Origin of the sequence: Paraburkholderia sp. BR10937 (assembly GCF_040965695.1) — a bacterium.
Classification (GTDB): Bacteria; Pseudomonadota; Gammaproteobacteria; order Burkholderiales; family Burkholderiaceae; genus Paraburkholderia.
Window position 1 is genome coordinate 374,444 of the sequence record NZ_JBFRCL010000001.1, and the last position, 13,999, is coordinate 388,442.

A 13,999-nucleotide genomic window follows, 5' to 3' on the forward strand; every position below is an offset into this window, starting at 1 on the left:
GCCGCGCGGCGTTGTTCCGTGGCGGTGGCTCGCGTCGCTACCAGGAGAACCGTCGCATGAACCGTCCCGTTCCTCCTCTCGGCCTGCCGCCCATCCTGATGGGCCTCTCCGCCCATTGGGGCTGGCTCGTCGCGCGCGGCATCGCCGCCATCGTCTTCGGCGTGCTCGCCTTCTCGCTGCCCGGCCTCACCGTGCTCACGCTCGCCATCGTCTGGGGCGCCTACGCCCTCGTCGACGGCGCGTTCGCGCTGATCTACGGCGCGCGCGGCGGCGGCACGCGGCGCTGGACCTACATCATCATCGGCCTGATCGGCGTGATCGCGGGCCTCGTGGCGTTTTTCTGGCCCGGCGAGACCGCCATCGTCCTCGTCATGATCATCGGCGTGTGGGCGTTCTTCACGGGCATCTTCGAGATCGTCTATGCGATCCAGTACCGGCACGCCATCGCGCATCCGTGGGCGGTCGGGATTTCGGGGCTGCTCTCGGCCACGGTGGGCTTTTTCTTCGCGATGTTCCCCGGCGCGGGCGCGCTCTCGCTGATCTGGGTGATCGCCGCCTATGCGGTCCTCTACGGCCTCCTGATGATCATCGCGGCCTTGCAGCTGCGGCGCTGGCGCAACGCGCATCCGTCCGCGCCCATGAAGTGATAAGGCTTCCCGGCCTCGCGCGGTGCGCGGGCACGTGAAGCGGCGGTGCCAAGGCGCCGGGCGGCAGCGCGCCGCCCGGCCGGCCTTTCCCGTGCGCCGCGTCGCTTTGCACTTTTTCCGATATACTCTGCGTTCCTTTTGCAATACCCACGCGCCGATTTGCTGACTCGATTGCGGGCGCGTGAACTCCCAAGGCCTGGGCCCCGGAGTTCGATATAAATGCGGCTAAAGAGGTCGTCAGCTGCGCCAATCCTTTCGCACTCCGCGCCCGCCGACACCGTTTAGCCGCCCGAAAAACCAAGGCGGAACGAATGGAATCGATCGGCATCGTCGCTCCTCAAACACTGCATTTCGACGAGCCTCTGCAACTGCAGAACGGCACGGCGCTGGCCGGGTACGACCTCGTGGTCGAAACCTACGGCACGCTCAACGCCGCGCGCAGCAACGCGGTGCTCGTCTGTCACGCGCTCAATGCGTCGCACCACGTGGCGGGCGTCTACGCGGACGACCCCAAGAACGTGGGCTGGTGGGACAACATGGTCGGCCCGGGCAAGCCGCTCGACACCAACCGCTTCTTCGTGATCGGCGTGAACAATCTCGGCTCGTGCTTCGGCTCGACCGGCCCGATGAGCATCGACCCGGCCACCGGCCAGCCCTATGGCGCGAAGTTTCCGGTCGTGACCGTCGAGGACTGGGTGGACGCCCAGGCGCGCGTGGCCGATCGCTTCGGCATCGAGAAGTTCGCCGCGGTGATGGGCGGCAGCCTTGGCGGCATGCAGGCGCTTGCATGGAGCCTGCGCTATCCGGATCGCCTCGGCCACTGCATCGTGGTCGCCTCCACGCCCAAGCTCTCGGCGCAGAACATCGCGTTCAACGAAGTCGCGCGCTCGGCCATCCTCTCGGACCCCGACTTCCATGGCGGCGACTACTACGCCCACGACGTGAAGCCGCGCCGCGGCCTGCGTGTCGCGCGCATGATCGGCCACATCACCTATCTGTCCGACGATGACATGGCCGAGAAATTCGGCCGGGCGCTGCGCCGCGCGGAAGGCGCCGAGAACGCCTACAACTTCAACTTCGACGTGGAATTCGAAGTGGAGTCGTACCTGCGCTATCAGGGCGACAAGTTCGCCGACTACTTCGACGCCAACACCTACCTGCTGATCACGCGCGCGCTCGATTACTTCGACCCCGCCAAGGCGTATGACGGCGACCTCACGCGCGCACTCGCGCACACGAAGGCGAAATACCTCGTGGCGAGCTTCGCGACCGACTGGCGATTCGCGCCCGCGCGTTCGCGCGAACTCGTGAAGGCGCTGCTCGATCACAAGCGCCAGGTGACCTACGCGGAAATCGACGCGCCGCACGGCCACGACGCCTTCCTGCTCGACGACGCGCGCTATCACAATGTGGTGCGCGCTTACTACGAACGTATTGCTGCTGAGGTGGGCGCATGAACCAGAGCGCTTTCGACAGTCTTTCCGCCCGTCCCGACTTTCGCACCATCGCGCGCTGGATCGAACCGCGCGCGAAGGTGCTCGACCTCGGCTGCGGCGACGGCTCGCTGCTCTCGCTGCTCACCGAGGAGCTGGAGTGCACGGGATACGGCATCGAGATCAACGACGCGGGCGTGCTCGCTTCGGTAAAGAACGGCATCAACGTGATCCAGCAGAATCTGGAAGACGGCCTGCGCCTGTTCGAGGACGCGAGCTTCGATTTCGCGATCCTCTCGCAAACGCTGCAGACCATTCACCAGACGGCCGCCATCCTGCGCGAGACGGCGCGCGTGGGCAAGGAGTGCATCGTCTCGTTCCCGAACTTCGGCTACTGGCCGCACCGGCTTTCGGTAATGCGCGGACGCATGCCGGTTTCGAAGTCGCTGCCCTACCAGTGGCATAACACGCCGAACGTGCGTGTTCTCACGGTGAAGGACTTCGAGGCGCTCGCGCCCGAGGTGGGCATCGAAATTCTCGACCGCGCCGTGCTCCATGGGGGTCAGACCGTTCGTTGGGGTGTGAACTGGCGTGGTAGTCTTGCGGTCTATCGCGTGAGAAAAAAATGACGCCGTGCGCGGCGTCGCGTGTTTTTCTGCCCGACCGGTTCACCTGGAACCGCACCCAACACCGCCGCCGCTAACGACGACATGCAGAATCCGCCCCACGAGGCACCCGCTCTTACCGCTCACGAATCCCACCCCGGCTGGCGTGCGTATCTGAATACGCACATGCTGATCTGCGTGTTCCTCGGTTTTACCTCCGGGCTGCCGCTGTTCACGCTCGTCTATCTGGTGCAGGCGTGGCTGCGCTCGGAGGGCGTCAATCTCAAGGAGATCGGCCTCTTCGCGCTGATCCAGTTCCCCTACACCTGGAAGTTCGTCTGGGCGCCGCTCATGGACCGCTACGTGCCGCGCCTGCCCGGCTGGCGCCCGGGGCGGCGGCGCGGCTGGATGCTCGTCACGCAGATTCTCGTGGCGCTCGCCATCGGCACGCTCGGCTACGTTTCGCCGAAAGATTCGATCTGGACCGTGGCCGCGCTCACCGCGCTGGTGGCGTTCTTCGGCGCGAGCCAGGACATCTCCATCGACGCCTACCGGCGCGAACTGCTCACCGATACGCAGCAGGGCCTCGGCAACGCCGTGCACGTGAACGCCTACAAGATCGCGGCGCTCGTGCCGGGTTCGCTCGCGCTGATCCTTTCCGATCATCTGCCGTGGAGCACCGTGTTCGTCGTGACGGCGGCGTTCATGATTCCCGGCATGATCATGACGCTCGTCGTGAAAGAGCCCGAAGTGCACGGCGCGCCGCCGAAGAACCTGCGCGAAGCGATCGTGCAGCCGTTCGCCGAATTCGTGCGCCGTGACGGTCTGGCCGCGGCACTGTTTGTGCTCGCCTTCATCTTTCTCTACAAACTCGGCGACACGATGGCGACCACCCTGTCCACATCGTTCTTCCTCGACATCGGCTATTCACGCACCGAGATCGGCGTGATCGCCAAGATGACGGCGTTCGGCGCGAGCCTCGCCGGCGGCATTATCGGTGGCGTGGCGCTCGTGAAGATCGGCATTGGGCGCGGGCTGTGGATCTTCGGCTTCCTGCAAATGATTTCTACTCTGGGTTTCGCGTGGCTCGCGCAGCTCGGCGCCGGATCGCCCTCGCTCGCGGCCATCTACGATGCCGTGGTCGCCGTGAGCCACGCGGTTGCGTGGGCCGCGGGTCTCTTCGGCGCCACCGTGCAGTTCACGCTCGACCCGCGCGCCGTTGCGCTCGCGCTCGTGTACGGCTTCGAGACCTTCGCAACGGGACTCACGCTCGCCGCGTTCACTGCTTATATTGCAAGCACGACCGATCCGCGTTACACCGCCACGCAGTTCGCACTCTTCACGAGCCTCGCCTCCGTGCCGCGCACGCTGGCCTCGGCCGCGAGCGGCTATGTGGTCGCGAAGATCGGCTGGTTCGACTATTTCATCGTCTGCACGGTGCTCGCGGTACCGGGTATGCTCCTGCTCATTCGTATTGCCCCGTGGAGAGTCCGGTCGTGAGCACGCATGAGACCGTCGCGCAAAGCCCGCGTGCGCCGCAGCGCAGCGGCGAGCGCGCTCGTGCGCTCGTGCTGGCGCTCGCCGCCGTCTTGCCGGGTCTTTGCGCATGGAATGCCTGGGGTGCCGAAAACCCGGCCGCCACGAGCGCCCCGGCGAGCGTGCCGGCCAACCCTGCCACGCCGCCAGCAGGCAGCGCCGCGAGTGCAGGCAATGCCGCAACGAACCCGACGAACGGCGCAGCAAACAGCGGCGCGAACGCAAGCGTCGCGCCGGGCAGCGTCGCCCCCGGCACGCCGAACACGGGCCGTGTGGTGCGCTTCGGCAACGCCGCCGTGTACCGCAACCTGATTCCTTCGCCGATGCTCGAAGCGCAGGCCACGGCCGAGTTCAACGAGATCGTGCGCGGCGCGGCCCATTCGAACCGCCTCTATGCCGAAAGCGATCCGCACGTGCAGCGCGTGCGGGCTTTCGTCGACCGGCTCGCGCCTTACTCGCTGAAGTGGAGCGATCGCGTCAAGAACTGGAAGTGGGAAGTGGCGGTGATCCGCTCGAACGACATCCGCATGTACGCGCTGCCGGGCGGCAAGATCGTCGTGTATGGCGGCCTGCTCGACCGCGTGAAGCTCAACGACAACGAGTTCGGCATGCTGCTCGGCCACGAGATCGCGCATGCGGTGCGCGAGCACGTGCGCGAGCGCCTGGGCGAACAACAGGCCGCGCAGATCGAATCGGGCTCCGTGCCGCAGCTCTTCGGGCTCGCGGATCTCGGCGTGTTTCCGCTCGGCATCGGCTCGCAGCTCGTGGAGATGCACTACGGCCGCGCCGACGAAACCGAAGCCGACGTGATCGGCAGCGATATCGCCTCGCGCGCGGGCTTCGATCCGCGCGCGGCGCTCACGCTGTGGGACAAGCTCGCGGTGGCGACGCGCGCCGACCGCGATCAGGGCTTCATCTACGTGCATCCGTACACGCCGGCGCGGCGCGCCGATATCGCCAAGCGCCTCGCCGACATGATGCCGCTCTACGCCAAGGCCATCGGCAAGCCGCTCGCCGAGTTGCCCGACTACGAGGGCATCCCCGCTGTGCAGAAGCGCAAGGTGGTGTCGGCGCCGTGAAAGCGGTTTCGCAGCGCGCCACGGTGAGCGTCAGCTCTTGACCTTGTAGTCGTAGTCGATGGTCAGCGGCGCGTGGTCGCTGAACTTGATGTCCTTGAAGATCGAGGTCTTCTTCGCCTTGTGCGCAATGCCGGGCGTCGCGATCTGATAGTCGATACGCCACCCCACGTTCTTCGCATACGCCTGGCCGCGGTTGCTCCACCACGTGTATTGCTCGGGGCGCGCGTCGAGCGTGCGGAACACGTCCACGTAGCCCACGTCGTCGAACAGGCTCGTGAGCCATGCACGCTCTTCGGGCAGGCAGCCGGAGTTCTTCTGGTTGCCCTTCCAGTTCTTGATATCGATTTCCTTGTGGACGATGTTCACGTCGCCACACAGGATCACTTCACGCTCACGCTTGAGTTCCGCGAGATGCGGCATGAATTCGTCCATGAAGCGGTACTTGGCGGCCTGACGCTCGTCGCCGCTCGAGCCCGAAGGCACGTACACGGAGATCACCGAAAGCTTGCCGAAGCGCGTTTCCACATAGCGCCCTTCCGGGTCGAACTCCTCGCTGCCAAAGCCGATGATGACCTCGTCGGGCTCGTGGCGCGAATAGACGCCCGCGCCGCTATAGCCCTTCTTGACCGCATGCTGGAAGTAGCCCGTGAAGTCGTGCGGGGCGAGGAATTCGGGCGTCATGTCGTCCTGCGAGCACTTGATTTCCTGCACGCAGAGCACGTCGGCCTTCTGTTCGCCGAACCATTCGAAAAAGCCCTTCTTCGCCGCCGAGCGGATGCCGTTCAGATTCGCGGTGATCACACGCAACATGTCTTCTTTCCTCTTGATTGTGCGTTGCCTCGCACGGCGCGCCGAACCGCAACTGCGCCGCGCCGCGCGAGGAAATTCGGTCGGTCTCAGTCGATCTTGAGACCCTTGAGTTCGGCCTTGGCCGGCGGAAATTCGAGTTTCAGACTTTCCATCAGGCGCAGCAGCAGTTCGGCCACCATGAGGTTGCGATGCGACTTCGAGTTCGCGGGGATCACGTACCACGGCGCGTATTCCGTGGAGGTGGCCGCGAGCGCGTCGTGGTACGCGGCCTGATAGGCGTCCCAATGCTTGCGCGCTTCGAGATCGGATACGTCGAATTTCCAGTGCTTGGTGGGGTCGTCGATGCGCGCCTGGATGCGGCTGCGCTGCTCGTCCTTCGAGATGTGCAGCATGCACTTGATGATCGACGTGCCGCTCTCGGCGAGCAGCGCCTCGAAATGGCGGATCTGCCGGTAGCGGCGCTCGCACTCGGCCGGGTCGATCTGGCCGATCACGCGCGGCACGAGCACGTCTTCGTAGTGGCTGCGGTTGAAGATCGCCAGCTCGCCCGCCGCGGGCACCTGCAGGTGCACGCGCCAGAGAAAGTCACGCGCGGCCTCGATGGGCGTCGGCGCGCGAAACGGCACGATGCGCAGGCCGAGCGGATCGACCTCGTGAAACACGCCGCGGATCGTTCCGTCCTTGCCGCTCGTGTCCATGCCCTGCAACACGAGCAGCACGCGCTGATGGCGCTGCGAATGCAGACGTTCCTGCAACACGTCGAGCTTGTTGCCGATCTCGGTGAGCCGGTCGCGGTCACCGTCCTTGCTGCCGGTCGAGAACGGTTTCACGGCGGGGTCGAGCGCGCTGAGCGAGAACGTCTCCGCCTTCTTGCCGCTGAAGTACGGCACGCGGTAATCGTCGAGACTCGGGATATGGGACATGCGTTGTTCTCCTCTCTCTCGTGAATTTGACGGCGCCAACGCCGTTGCCCGCCTGAAGCGGCAAGGCGGCGCCGCACTGCTACGCACGACGCCGCCTCGCAAGCATGCCCGAATCAGGCCGGCTCAAGTCAAACTCAGCCCAGCTTCTTCTTTAGCAGCTCGTTGACCTGCTGCGGGTTCGCCTTGCCCTTCGTAGCCTTCATGGCCTGGCCGATCAGCGCGTTGAACGCCTTTTCCTTGCCGGCGCGGAATTCTTCCACCGACTTCTGGTTTGCGGCGAGCACCTCGTCGATGATCGCTTCGAGCGCGCCGGTGTCCGAGATCTGCTTGAGGCCCTTCGCTTCGATGATGCGGTCGGCTGCGTCGACGTCCGTGGCCTTCTCGTCCCACATCGCCTGGAACACTTCCTTGGCGATCTTGTTCGAGATCGTGCCGTCGGCGATGCGCGCGAGCAGCACCGCGAACTGCGCGGCCGAGACCGGCGAGTCGGCAATGTCGAGGCCCTCGCGGTTGAGCTGCGACGAGACTTCGCCCATCAGCCAGTTGGCCGCGGCCTTGGCCTGCGCCGCGCCCGCCTTGGCCACCACCGCTTCGAAGTAAGCCGCCATCGCCTTGCTCGAAGTGAGCACGTTCGCGTCATACGGCGTCACGCCGTACTGCTCGACAAAACGCGTTTGCATCGTCGCGGGCAGCTCGGGCAGCTCGCCCTTCACGCGCTCGACCCACGCGGCATCGATCACGAGCGGCATGAGGTCGGGGTCGGGGAAATAGCGGTAATCGTGCGCGTCTTCCTTGCTGCGCATCGAACGCGTCTCGCGCTTGTCCGGGTCGTAGAGGCGCGTTTCCTGCACCACCGTGCCGCCGTCTTCGATCAACTCGATCTGGCGGCGCACTTCGTACTGGATCGCCTCTTCGAGAAAGCGGAACGAGTTCAGGTTCTTGATCTCGGCGCGCGTGCCGAATTCCTTCTGGCCGACCGGACGCACGGAGACGTTCGCGTCGCAGCGGAACGAGCCTTCCTGCATGTTGCCGTCGCAAATGCCGAGCCACACGACGAGCGTGTGCAGCGACTTCGCGTACGCAACGGCTTCGGCGGCGCTGCGCATTTCGGGTTCCGTGACGATTTCGAGCAGCGGCGTGCCGGCGCGGTTCAGGTCGATGCCCGTCATGCCCGCGAAGTCTTCGTGCAGCGACTTGCCTGCGTCTTCTTCGAGGTGCGCGCGTGTGAGATTGACGGTCTTCTCGTACGCTTCCTTGCCGGCCTTTTCGTTAGCCGGGACCTGAATGGTGATCTGGCCGCCCTGCACGACCGGAATCTCGTACTGGCTGATCTGATAGCCCTTCGGCAGGTCCGGATAGAAGTAGTTCTTGCGCGCGAAAATGCTGCGCGGCGCAATCGTTGCGTTGATCGCGAGGCCGAACTGGATCGCGCGCTCCACGGCGCCGCGGTTCATCACCGGCAGCACGCCCGGCAGCGCGAGATCGACGGGGCAGGCCTGCGAGTTGGGTGCGGCGCCGAACTGCGTCGATGCGCCCGAGAAGATCTTCGACGCCGTCGACAATTGCGCGTGCGTCTCGAGACCGATAACGACTTCCCACTGTGTTGCCATGTTCACACCCCTGCCGGCGCCTTGCGATGCCAGTCGGTCGCGCGCTGGAAGGCGTCGGCGACCTGCAGCATGCGGGCCTCGTTGAAATAGTTGCCGACGATCTGCAGACCGACGGGTCGCTGCGCGTTCGCACCCGCGCCGAAGCCGCACGGCACGCTCATGCCGGGCAGGCCCGCGAGGCTCGTGGAGAGCGTGTAGATGTCCGCGAGGTACATCTGCAGCGGATCGTCGCCCTTGGCGCCGAGGTCCCATGCCACGCTCGGGGCGACCGGCCCCATGATCACGTCGCACTGTTTGAACGCTTCCTGGAAGTCCTGCGCAATGATGCGGCGGATCTTCTGCGCCTGCAGGTAGTACGCGTCGTAGTAGCCGTGCGAGAGCACGTAGGTGCCCACCAGAATACGGCGCTTCACCTCGGGGCCGAAGCCCTCGGCGCGCGACTTCTTGTACATGTCGAGCAGATCGCGGTATTCGGCCGCGCGGTGGCCAAAGCGCACGCCGTCGAAGCGCGAGAGGTTCGACGAGGCTTCGGCCGGGGCGATCACGTAGTACACCGGAATGGACAGCTCGGTTTTCGGCAGCGTGACTTCCACGAGCGTGGCGCCGAGCGACTCGTACGTCTTCAGCGCGGCGTCGATGGCGGCGCGCACGTCGTCGGCGAGGCCCGCGCCGAAGTATTCCTTCGGCAGGCCGATGCGCAGGCCCGCGAGCGGCTTGTCGGCGCCGGCGTCCTGGCTCCACGTCTGGCCGATAAAGCGCGTGTAGTCCTCGTGCTCGTGCGTGAGGCTCGTCGAGTCGCGCTCGTCGAAGCCGCCCATGGCGTTCAGGAGCAGCCCGCAATCGCTGGCGCTGTGCGCGAACGGGCCGCCCTGGTCGAGAGACGAGGCGAACGCGATCATGCCGTAGCGCGAGACGCGGCCGTAGGTGGGCTTGATGCCCGTCACGCCCGTGAACGACGCCGGCTGGCGAATCGAGCCGCCGGTGTCGGTGCCGGTCGCGGCGGGCGCGAGGCGTGCGGCGACGGCCGCGGCGGAACCGCCCGACGAGCCGCCCGGCACGGCCTTCGTGTCCCACGGGTTCTTCACGGCGCCGAAGTGCGAGTTCTCGTTGGACGAGCCCATCGCGAATTCGTCCATGTTGGTCTTGCCGAGGCAGACCATGCCCGCGCGCTCGAGCCGCTCGACCACGGTCGCGTCGAACGGGCTCACGTAGTTTGCAAGCATCTTCGAGCCGGCGGTCGAGCGCCAGCCGCGCGTGACGAACACGTCCTTGTGCGCGAGCGGAATGCCCGCGAGCGGGCCCGCGTGCCCCGAGTGCAGGAGCGCGTCCGCGGCCTTCGCCTGGGCGAGCGTCAATTCGGGATTGACGTCGACGAAGGCGTTCAGGTCTTGATGCGCCTCAATCCGGCCCAGAAAGTGCTGGGCCAGCTCGACTGCGGAGCACTCCTTCGCAGCCAGCGCGGCGCGCAGTTCGGTCAAGCTTTTGTCATGCATTGCGTGATTCCTGGAAGAACGTCACGGCGTGGTCGAAATCCGATCGTTGCGCCGTCCGGGAGCGGCTCGACTGACGTTGGCAAACGTTCAGGCCGCCACCCGGAAAACCCCGGAAAATTCGGGAGTCCGTGCCGTTTCGAACCGTTCCGACGACTCGAAAGATTTCGAAATGGCGAAAAAATGCTGCGCGCTTACTCAATCACGCGCGGTACGAGGTAAAGTCCGTCCTGCACCGCGGGCGCGGGACGCTGCAGCGCTTCGCGGTCCACGATTTCGGTCACGGCGTCCTCGCGCAGGCGCAGCGCGACGTCCTCGATCTGCTCGATCGGGTGGGCGAGCGGCGCAATGCCGGTCGTGTCCACGGCCTGCATCTGCTCGACGAGGCCGAAGAAGCCGTTCAGGCGTTCGAGCGTATTGCCGGCTTCGGCGTCGGCCAGTTCGAGGCGCGCAAGATGCGCGATACGCTTCACATCGTTCAGGGTCAGGGCCATGCGGTCACCGGAAAAAGGGGCTGCGGCAGTGCGGAAATTCGGTGCTGCAACAGCGGTTTATCGCGCCGGATCCGGCTCTGGAGGAAAGCTTCGATGAGGTCAAAAACTGCCTTCCGGATCCTGCAAAACAGGCAAAATTATAAGGTATCATTACGCGTTCGACCCAAACCCGGACCGCCTTGCATCCGCCTTTCAGTTCTGTACGCAACACAATGCGGCCAGACAAGATCAAACGGGCGGCGCAGCCAGGCAGCCTCCGGTAATCATCCCCGCAGTCTCAGGCCCCTCGTGGCGCCCCTTGCGACGCCCTCCGCCGTGATTTCGGAGTGCTCTCGTGGTGGAGCATATCGCCCTGAGGCTGTTAATTTTTCCGCTGCCGTCCTCGCCCACCAAGCTGGAAGGACGGCCACAAGCGAGACAGGATTTTTGAATGTTCGGTTTTCTGCGTAGCTACTTCTCCAACGACCTGGCGATCGACCTCGGCACCGCCAACACCCTGATCTACATGCGCGGCAAGGGCATCGTCCTCGACGAACCCTCGGTCGTCTCCATTCGCCAGGAAGGCGGCCCGAACGGCAAGAAGACGATTCAGGCAGTCGGCAAGGAAGCCAAGCAGATGCTCGGCAAGGTCCCGGGCAACATCGAAGCCATCCGGCCGATGAAGGACGGCGTGATCGCCGACTTCACCGTCACCGAGCAGATGATCAAGCAGTTCATCAAGACGGCGCACGAGTCGCGCATGTTCTCGCCGTCGCCGCGCATCATCATCTGCGTGCCGTGCGGTTCGACCCAGGTCGAGCGCCGCGCGATCAAGGAAGCCGCGCACGGCGCGGGCGCCTCGCAGGTCTATCTCATCGAGGAACCGATGGCCGCCGCGATCGGCGCGGGCCTGCCGGTTTCGGAAGCCACGGGCTCGATGGTCGTCGACATCGGCGGCGGCACGACCGAGGTGGGCGTGATCTCGCTCGGCGGCATCGTCTACAAGGGCTCGGTGCGCGTGGGCGGCGACAAGTTCGACGAAGCGATCGTCAACTATATCCGCCGCAACTACGGCATGCTGATCGGCGAGCAAACCGCCGAAGCCATCAAGAAGGAAATCGGTTCGGCCTTCCCGGGCTCCGAAGTCAAGGAAATGGAAGTGAAGGGCCGCAACCTGTCGGAAGGCATTCCGCGCAGCTTCACCATTTCGAGCAACGAAATCCTCGAAGCGCTCACCGACCCGCTGAACCAGATCGTCTCGTCGGTGAAGATCGCGCTCGAACAAACGCCGCCGGAACTGGGCGCCGACATCGCCGAGCGCGGCATGATGCTCACGGGCGGCGGCGCACTGCTGCGCGACCTGGACCGCCTGCTCGCCGAAGAAACCGGTCTGCCGGTGCTCGTGGCCGAAGATCCGCTCACCTGCGTGGTGCGCGGCTCGGGCATGGCGCTCGAGCGCATGGACAAGCTTGGCAGCATCTTCTCGTACGAGTAAGCGCGCCGCGCACCGCTGCGCTCGCCCGCGGCGCGGTTTCGGCGTCGCCGCGCCATTGATGGCGTGGCGGCACGTGCGCCGCCACGGCGCCCGCAAAGGGGCGTCCTGCGGGGCGCCGAAGTTTCACGCTTCGTTGTGCCCTCCGTTACACCCTCTGTTTCACCGAACCGCACACGCCCCCGGCGCCGACCATGGAATACAGTCCGCCGCCCCTCTTTAAACAGGGCCCATCGGCACTCGCACGGCTGATTTTCTTCGTCGTGCTGTCGCTCGCGCTGCTCGTCTCCGACGCGCGTTTCAAGACGCTAGAGATCGTGCGCGGCGTGCTCGGCGCGGGTCTCTACCCGCTGCAACGCGCGGCCCTCGTGCCGCGTGACTTCTTTATGGGCGCCGCCGATCTGGCCGTGACGAGTTCCACGCTGCGCACCGAAAACACCCAGCTGCACGTGCGCAATCTCCAGCTTTCGCAGCAGGCCAACGCGGCCGCTTCGCTCGCCGCCGAAAACGCGCACCTGCGCGCGCTTCTGCAGCTCTCGCAGCGCATCGGCGCGCAAACCACGCCGGCGGAGATCCAGTACGACACGCGCGACCCGTTCACGCAGAAGGTCGTGATCGGCGGCGGCTCGCAGCAGAATATCCAGAACGGCTCGCCGGTATTGAGCGAGGACGGCGTGATCGGACAGATCACGCGCGTGTTCCCGATGCAGTCCGAAGTCACGCTCGTCACCGACAAGGACCAGGCCGTGCCGGTCGAAGTCGTGCGCACGGGTCTGCGCAGCGTGATCTACGGCACGGCGAAGGGCGACCTGCTCGATCTGCGCTTCGTGCCGATCAGCGCCGATCTGCAAGTGGGCGACGAACTCGTGACGAGCGGCCTCGACGGCATCTATCCGCAAGGGCTGCCGGTCGCGAAGGTGTTGCGTGTGGACAAGCAGGCCGACACCGCATTCGCGCGCGTGGTGTGTCTGCCGCTCGCCGCCGTGCGCGGGGCGCGCCAGGTGCTCGTGCTGCACTATGTGCCGCAGGTGCCGCCCAACCCGATCGCCGCCGAAGAGGCTGCAGCGGCCGCCGAGGCGAAGGACGCGAAGAAGAAGCCCGCCAAGGCCGCGGACAAGAAGGGCGACAAGAAAGCCGATGACGCGAAGGCGAAACCCGCCGCCGCATCGGGCGCGGCGCCGGCCCCGGCGCAGCAGGCGAAGCCCGCAGCGAACGCAGCCGCAGCAGACACCAGGGCGGCGGAGAAAAAGCGGCCCAGGGAGAGCCTGCGCGAAGAGGCAGCGAAGGCCGTCGAGAAAGGGGGCCACTGATGCCGCGTCCGCAATACATTCTGCAGCCGGTCAATCCGTACTTCATCGTTTTCAGCCTCGCGGCGGCGTTCCTGCTGAACCTGCTGCCCTGGGGCAAGCTGCCCGGCGTGCCCGACTTCGTCGCGCTCGTGCTGCTGTTCTGGAACATTCACCAGCCGCGCAAGGTCGGCATGGGCGTCGCGTTCTTCCTCGGGCTCCTCATGGACGTCCACAACGCGAACCTGCTCGGCGAGCACGCGCTCGCCTACACGCTGCTTTCGTATGGCGCGATCACCATTCACCGCCGCGTGCTGTGGATGTCGATCGGCCTGCAGATGTTCGCCGTCGCGCCCATGCTGATCGGCGCGCAGGTCGTGCCGTTCGTGATCCGCCTGCTGATGGGCGCGTCGTTTCCTGGCTGGGGATACCTCATCAGCGGCTTCGTCGAGGCGATCCTCTGGCCGATCGCGAGCGTGCTGCTGCTCCTGCCGCAGCGCCGCCCCGTCGATCCCGACGACACCCGGCCCATTTGAGCGGCGCGCCGCCCGCCGCTGGAAGACTCGCTTGACTACCTCTTACGCACCCCGGCCCGCCGTTCCTCGCGATTGGAAC

13 protein-coding genes are annotated in these 13,999 nt (G+C 65.6%); 8 read left to right on the forward strand and 5 right to left on the reverse strand.

Annotated elements, in window-relative coordinates; translation table 11 throughout:
- Positions 1-56: 56 nt before the first annotated feature.
- From AB4Y44_RS01700 to AB4Y44_RS01720, 5 genes are all read left to right on the forward strand, one after another.
- Positions 57-647: an HdeD family acid-resistance protein gene (locus tag AB4Y44_RS01700; RefSeq protein ID WP_342920220.1), complete on the forward strand. Its 591-nt coding sequence runs from the start codon at positions 57-59 to the stop codon at positions 645-647.
- Between the two features lie 311 nt (positions 648-958).
- Complete coding sequence (locus tag AB4Y44_RS01705) at positions 959-2,104, forward strand: homoserine O-acetyltransferase (protein ID WP_342920221.1); 1,146 nt, start codon at positions 959-961, stop codon at positions 2,102-2,104.
- Positions 2,101-2,709, forward strand: a complete 609-nt coding sequence (metW, locus tag AB4Y44_RS01710) for a methionine biosynthesis protein MetW (protein WP_069264642.1) — start codon at positions 2,101-2,103, stop codon at positions 2,707-2,709. Before AB4Y44_RS01705 ends, metW begins: the two co-directional genes overlap by 4 nt.
- 81 nt (positions 2,710-2,790) lie before the next feature.
- Positions 2,791-4,185, forward strand: a complete 1,395-nt coding sequence (locus AB4Y44_RS01715) for an AmpG family muropeptide MFS transporter (RefSeq protein ID WP_368698528.1) — start codon at positions 2,791-2,793, stop codon at positions 4,183-4,185.
- Complete coding sequence (locus AB4Y44_RS01720) at positions 4,182-5,300, forward strand: M48 family metallopeptidase (protein WP_368698529.1); 1,119 nt, start codon at positions 4,182-4,184, stop codon at positions 5,298-5,300. Before AB4Y44_RS01715 ends, AB4Y44_RS01720 begins: the two co-directional genes overlap by 4 nt.
- A 30-nt stretch (positions 5,301-5,330) precedes the next feature.
- Here AB4Y44_RS01720 and AB4Y44_RS01725 read toward each other — a convergent pair whose 3' ends face one another.
- From AB4Y44_RS01725 to gatC, 5 genes are all read right to left on the reverse strand, one after another.
- Complete coding sequence (locus AB4Y44_RS01725) at positions 5,331-6,110, reverse strand: exodeoxyribonuclease III (protein ID WP_342920224.1); 780 nt, start codon at positions 6,108-6,110, stop codon at positions 5,331-5,333.
- A gap of 86 nt (positions 6,111-6,196) precedes the next feature.
- A complete protein-coding gene (locus tag AB4Y44_RS01730) occupies positions 6,197-7,033 on the reverse strand; it encodes a PPK2 family polyphosphate kinase (RefSeq protein ID WP_342920225.1) in 837 nt (278 codons plus the stop codon).
- Between the two features lie 134 nt (positions 7,034-7,167).
- The gene (gene gatB / locus AB4Y44_RS01735; protein ID WP_368689448.1) at positions 7,168-8,643 is read right to left on the reverse strand and encodes an Asp-tRNA(Asn)/Glu-tRNA(Gln) amidotransferase subunit GatB; all 1,476 of its coding nucleotides are present in this window, start codon (positions 8,641-8,643) and stop codon (positions 7,168-7,170) included.
- A gap of 2 nt (positions 8,644-8,645) precedes the next feature.
- Positions 8,646-10,136, reverse strand: coding sequence for an Asp-tRNA(Asn)/Glu-tRNA(Gln) amidotransferase subunit GatA (gatA, locus tag AB4Y44_RS01740; RefSeq protein WP_342920227.1), 1,491 nt, complete (start codon positions 10,134-10,136; stop codon positions 8,646-8,648).
- Between the two features lie 191 nt (positions 10,137-10,327).
- Positions 10,328-10,627 (reverse strand): Asp-tRNA(Asn)/Glu-tRNA(Gln) amidotransferase subunit GatC, encoded by a 300-nt coding sequence (gene gatC / locus AB4Y44_RS01745; RefSeq protein WP_028211911.1) that lies wholly within the window; start codon positions 10,625-10,627, stop codon positions 10,328-10,330.
- 430 nt (positions 10,628-11,057) lie between these two features.
- Here gatC and AB4Y44_RS01750 point away from each other — a divergent pair, with 430 nt between their 5' ends.
- The 3 genes from AB4Y44_RS01750 (at position 11,058) to mreD (ending at position 13,920) form a co-directional block, all read left to right on the forward strand.
- On the forward strand, positions 11,058-12,101 hold the full coding sequence (locus AB4Y44_RS01750; RefSeq protein ID WP_004189550.1) for a rod shape-determining protein: 1,044 nt from the start codon (positions 11,058-11,060) through the stop codon (positions 12,099-12,101).
- A 191-nt stretch (positions 12,102-12,292) separates the two neighbouring features.
- Entirely contained in the window at positions 12,293-13,408 is a 1,116-nt protein-coding gene (gene mreC / locus AB4Y44_RS01755) for a rod shape-determining protein MreC (RefSeq protein ID WP_368698530.1), read from the forward strand.
- Positions 13,408-13,920 (forward strand): rod shape-determining protein MreD, encoded by a 513-nt coding sequence (gene mreD, locus AB4Y44_RS01760; protein WP_368698531.1) that lies wholly within the window; start codon positions 13,408-13,410, stop codon positions 13,918-13,920. The genes mreC and mreD overlap by 1 nt, the downstream gene beginning before the upstream one ends.
- Positions 13,921-13,999 lie beyond the last annotated feature (79 nt).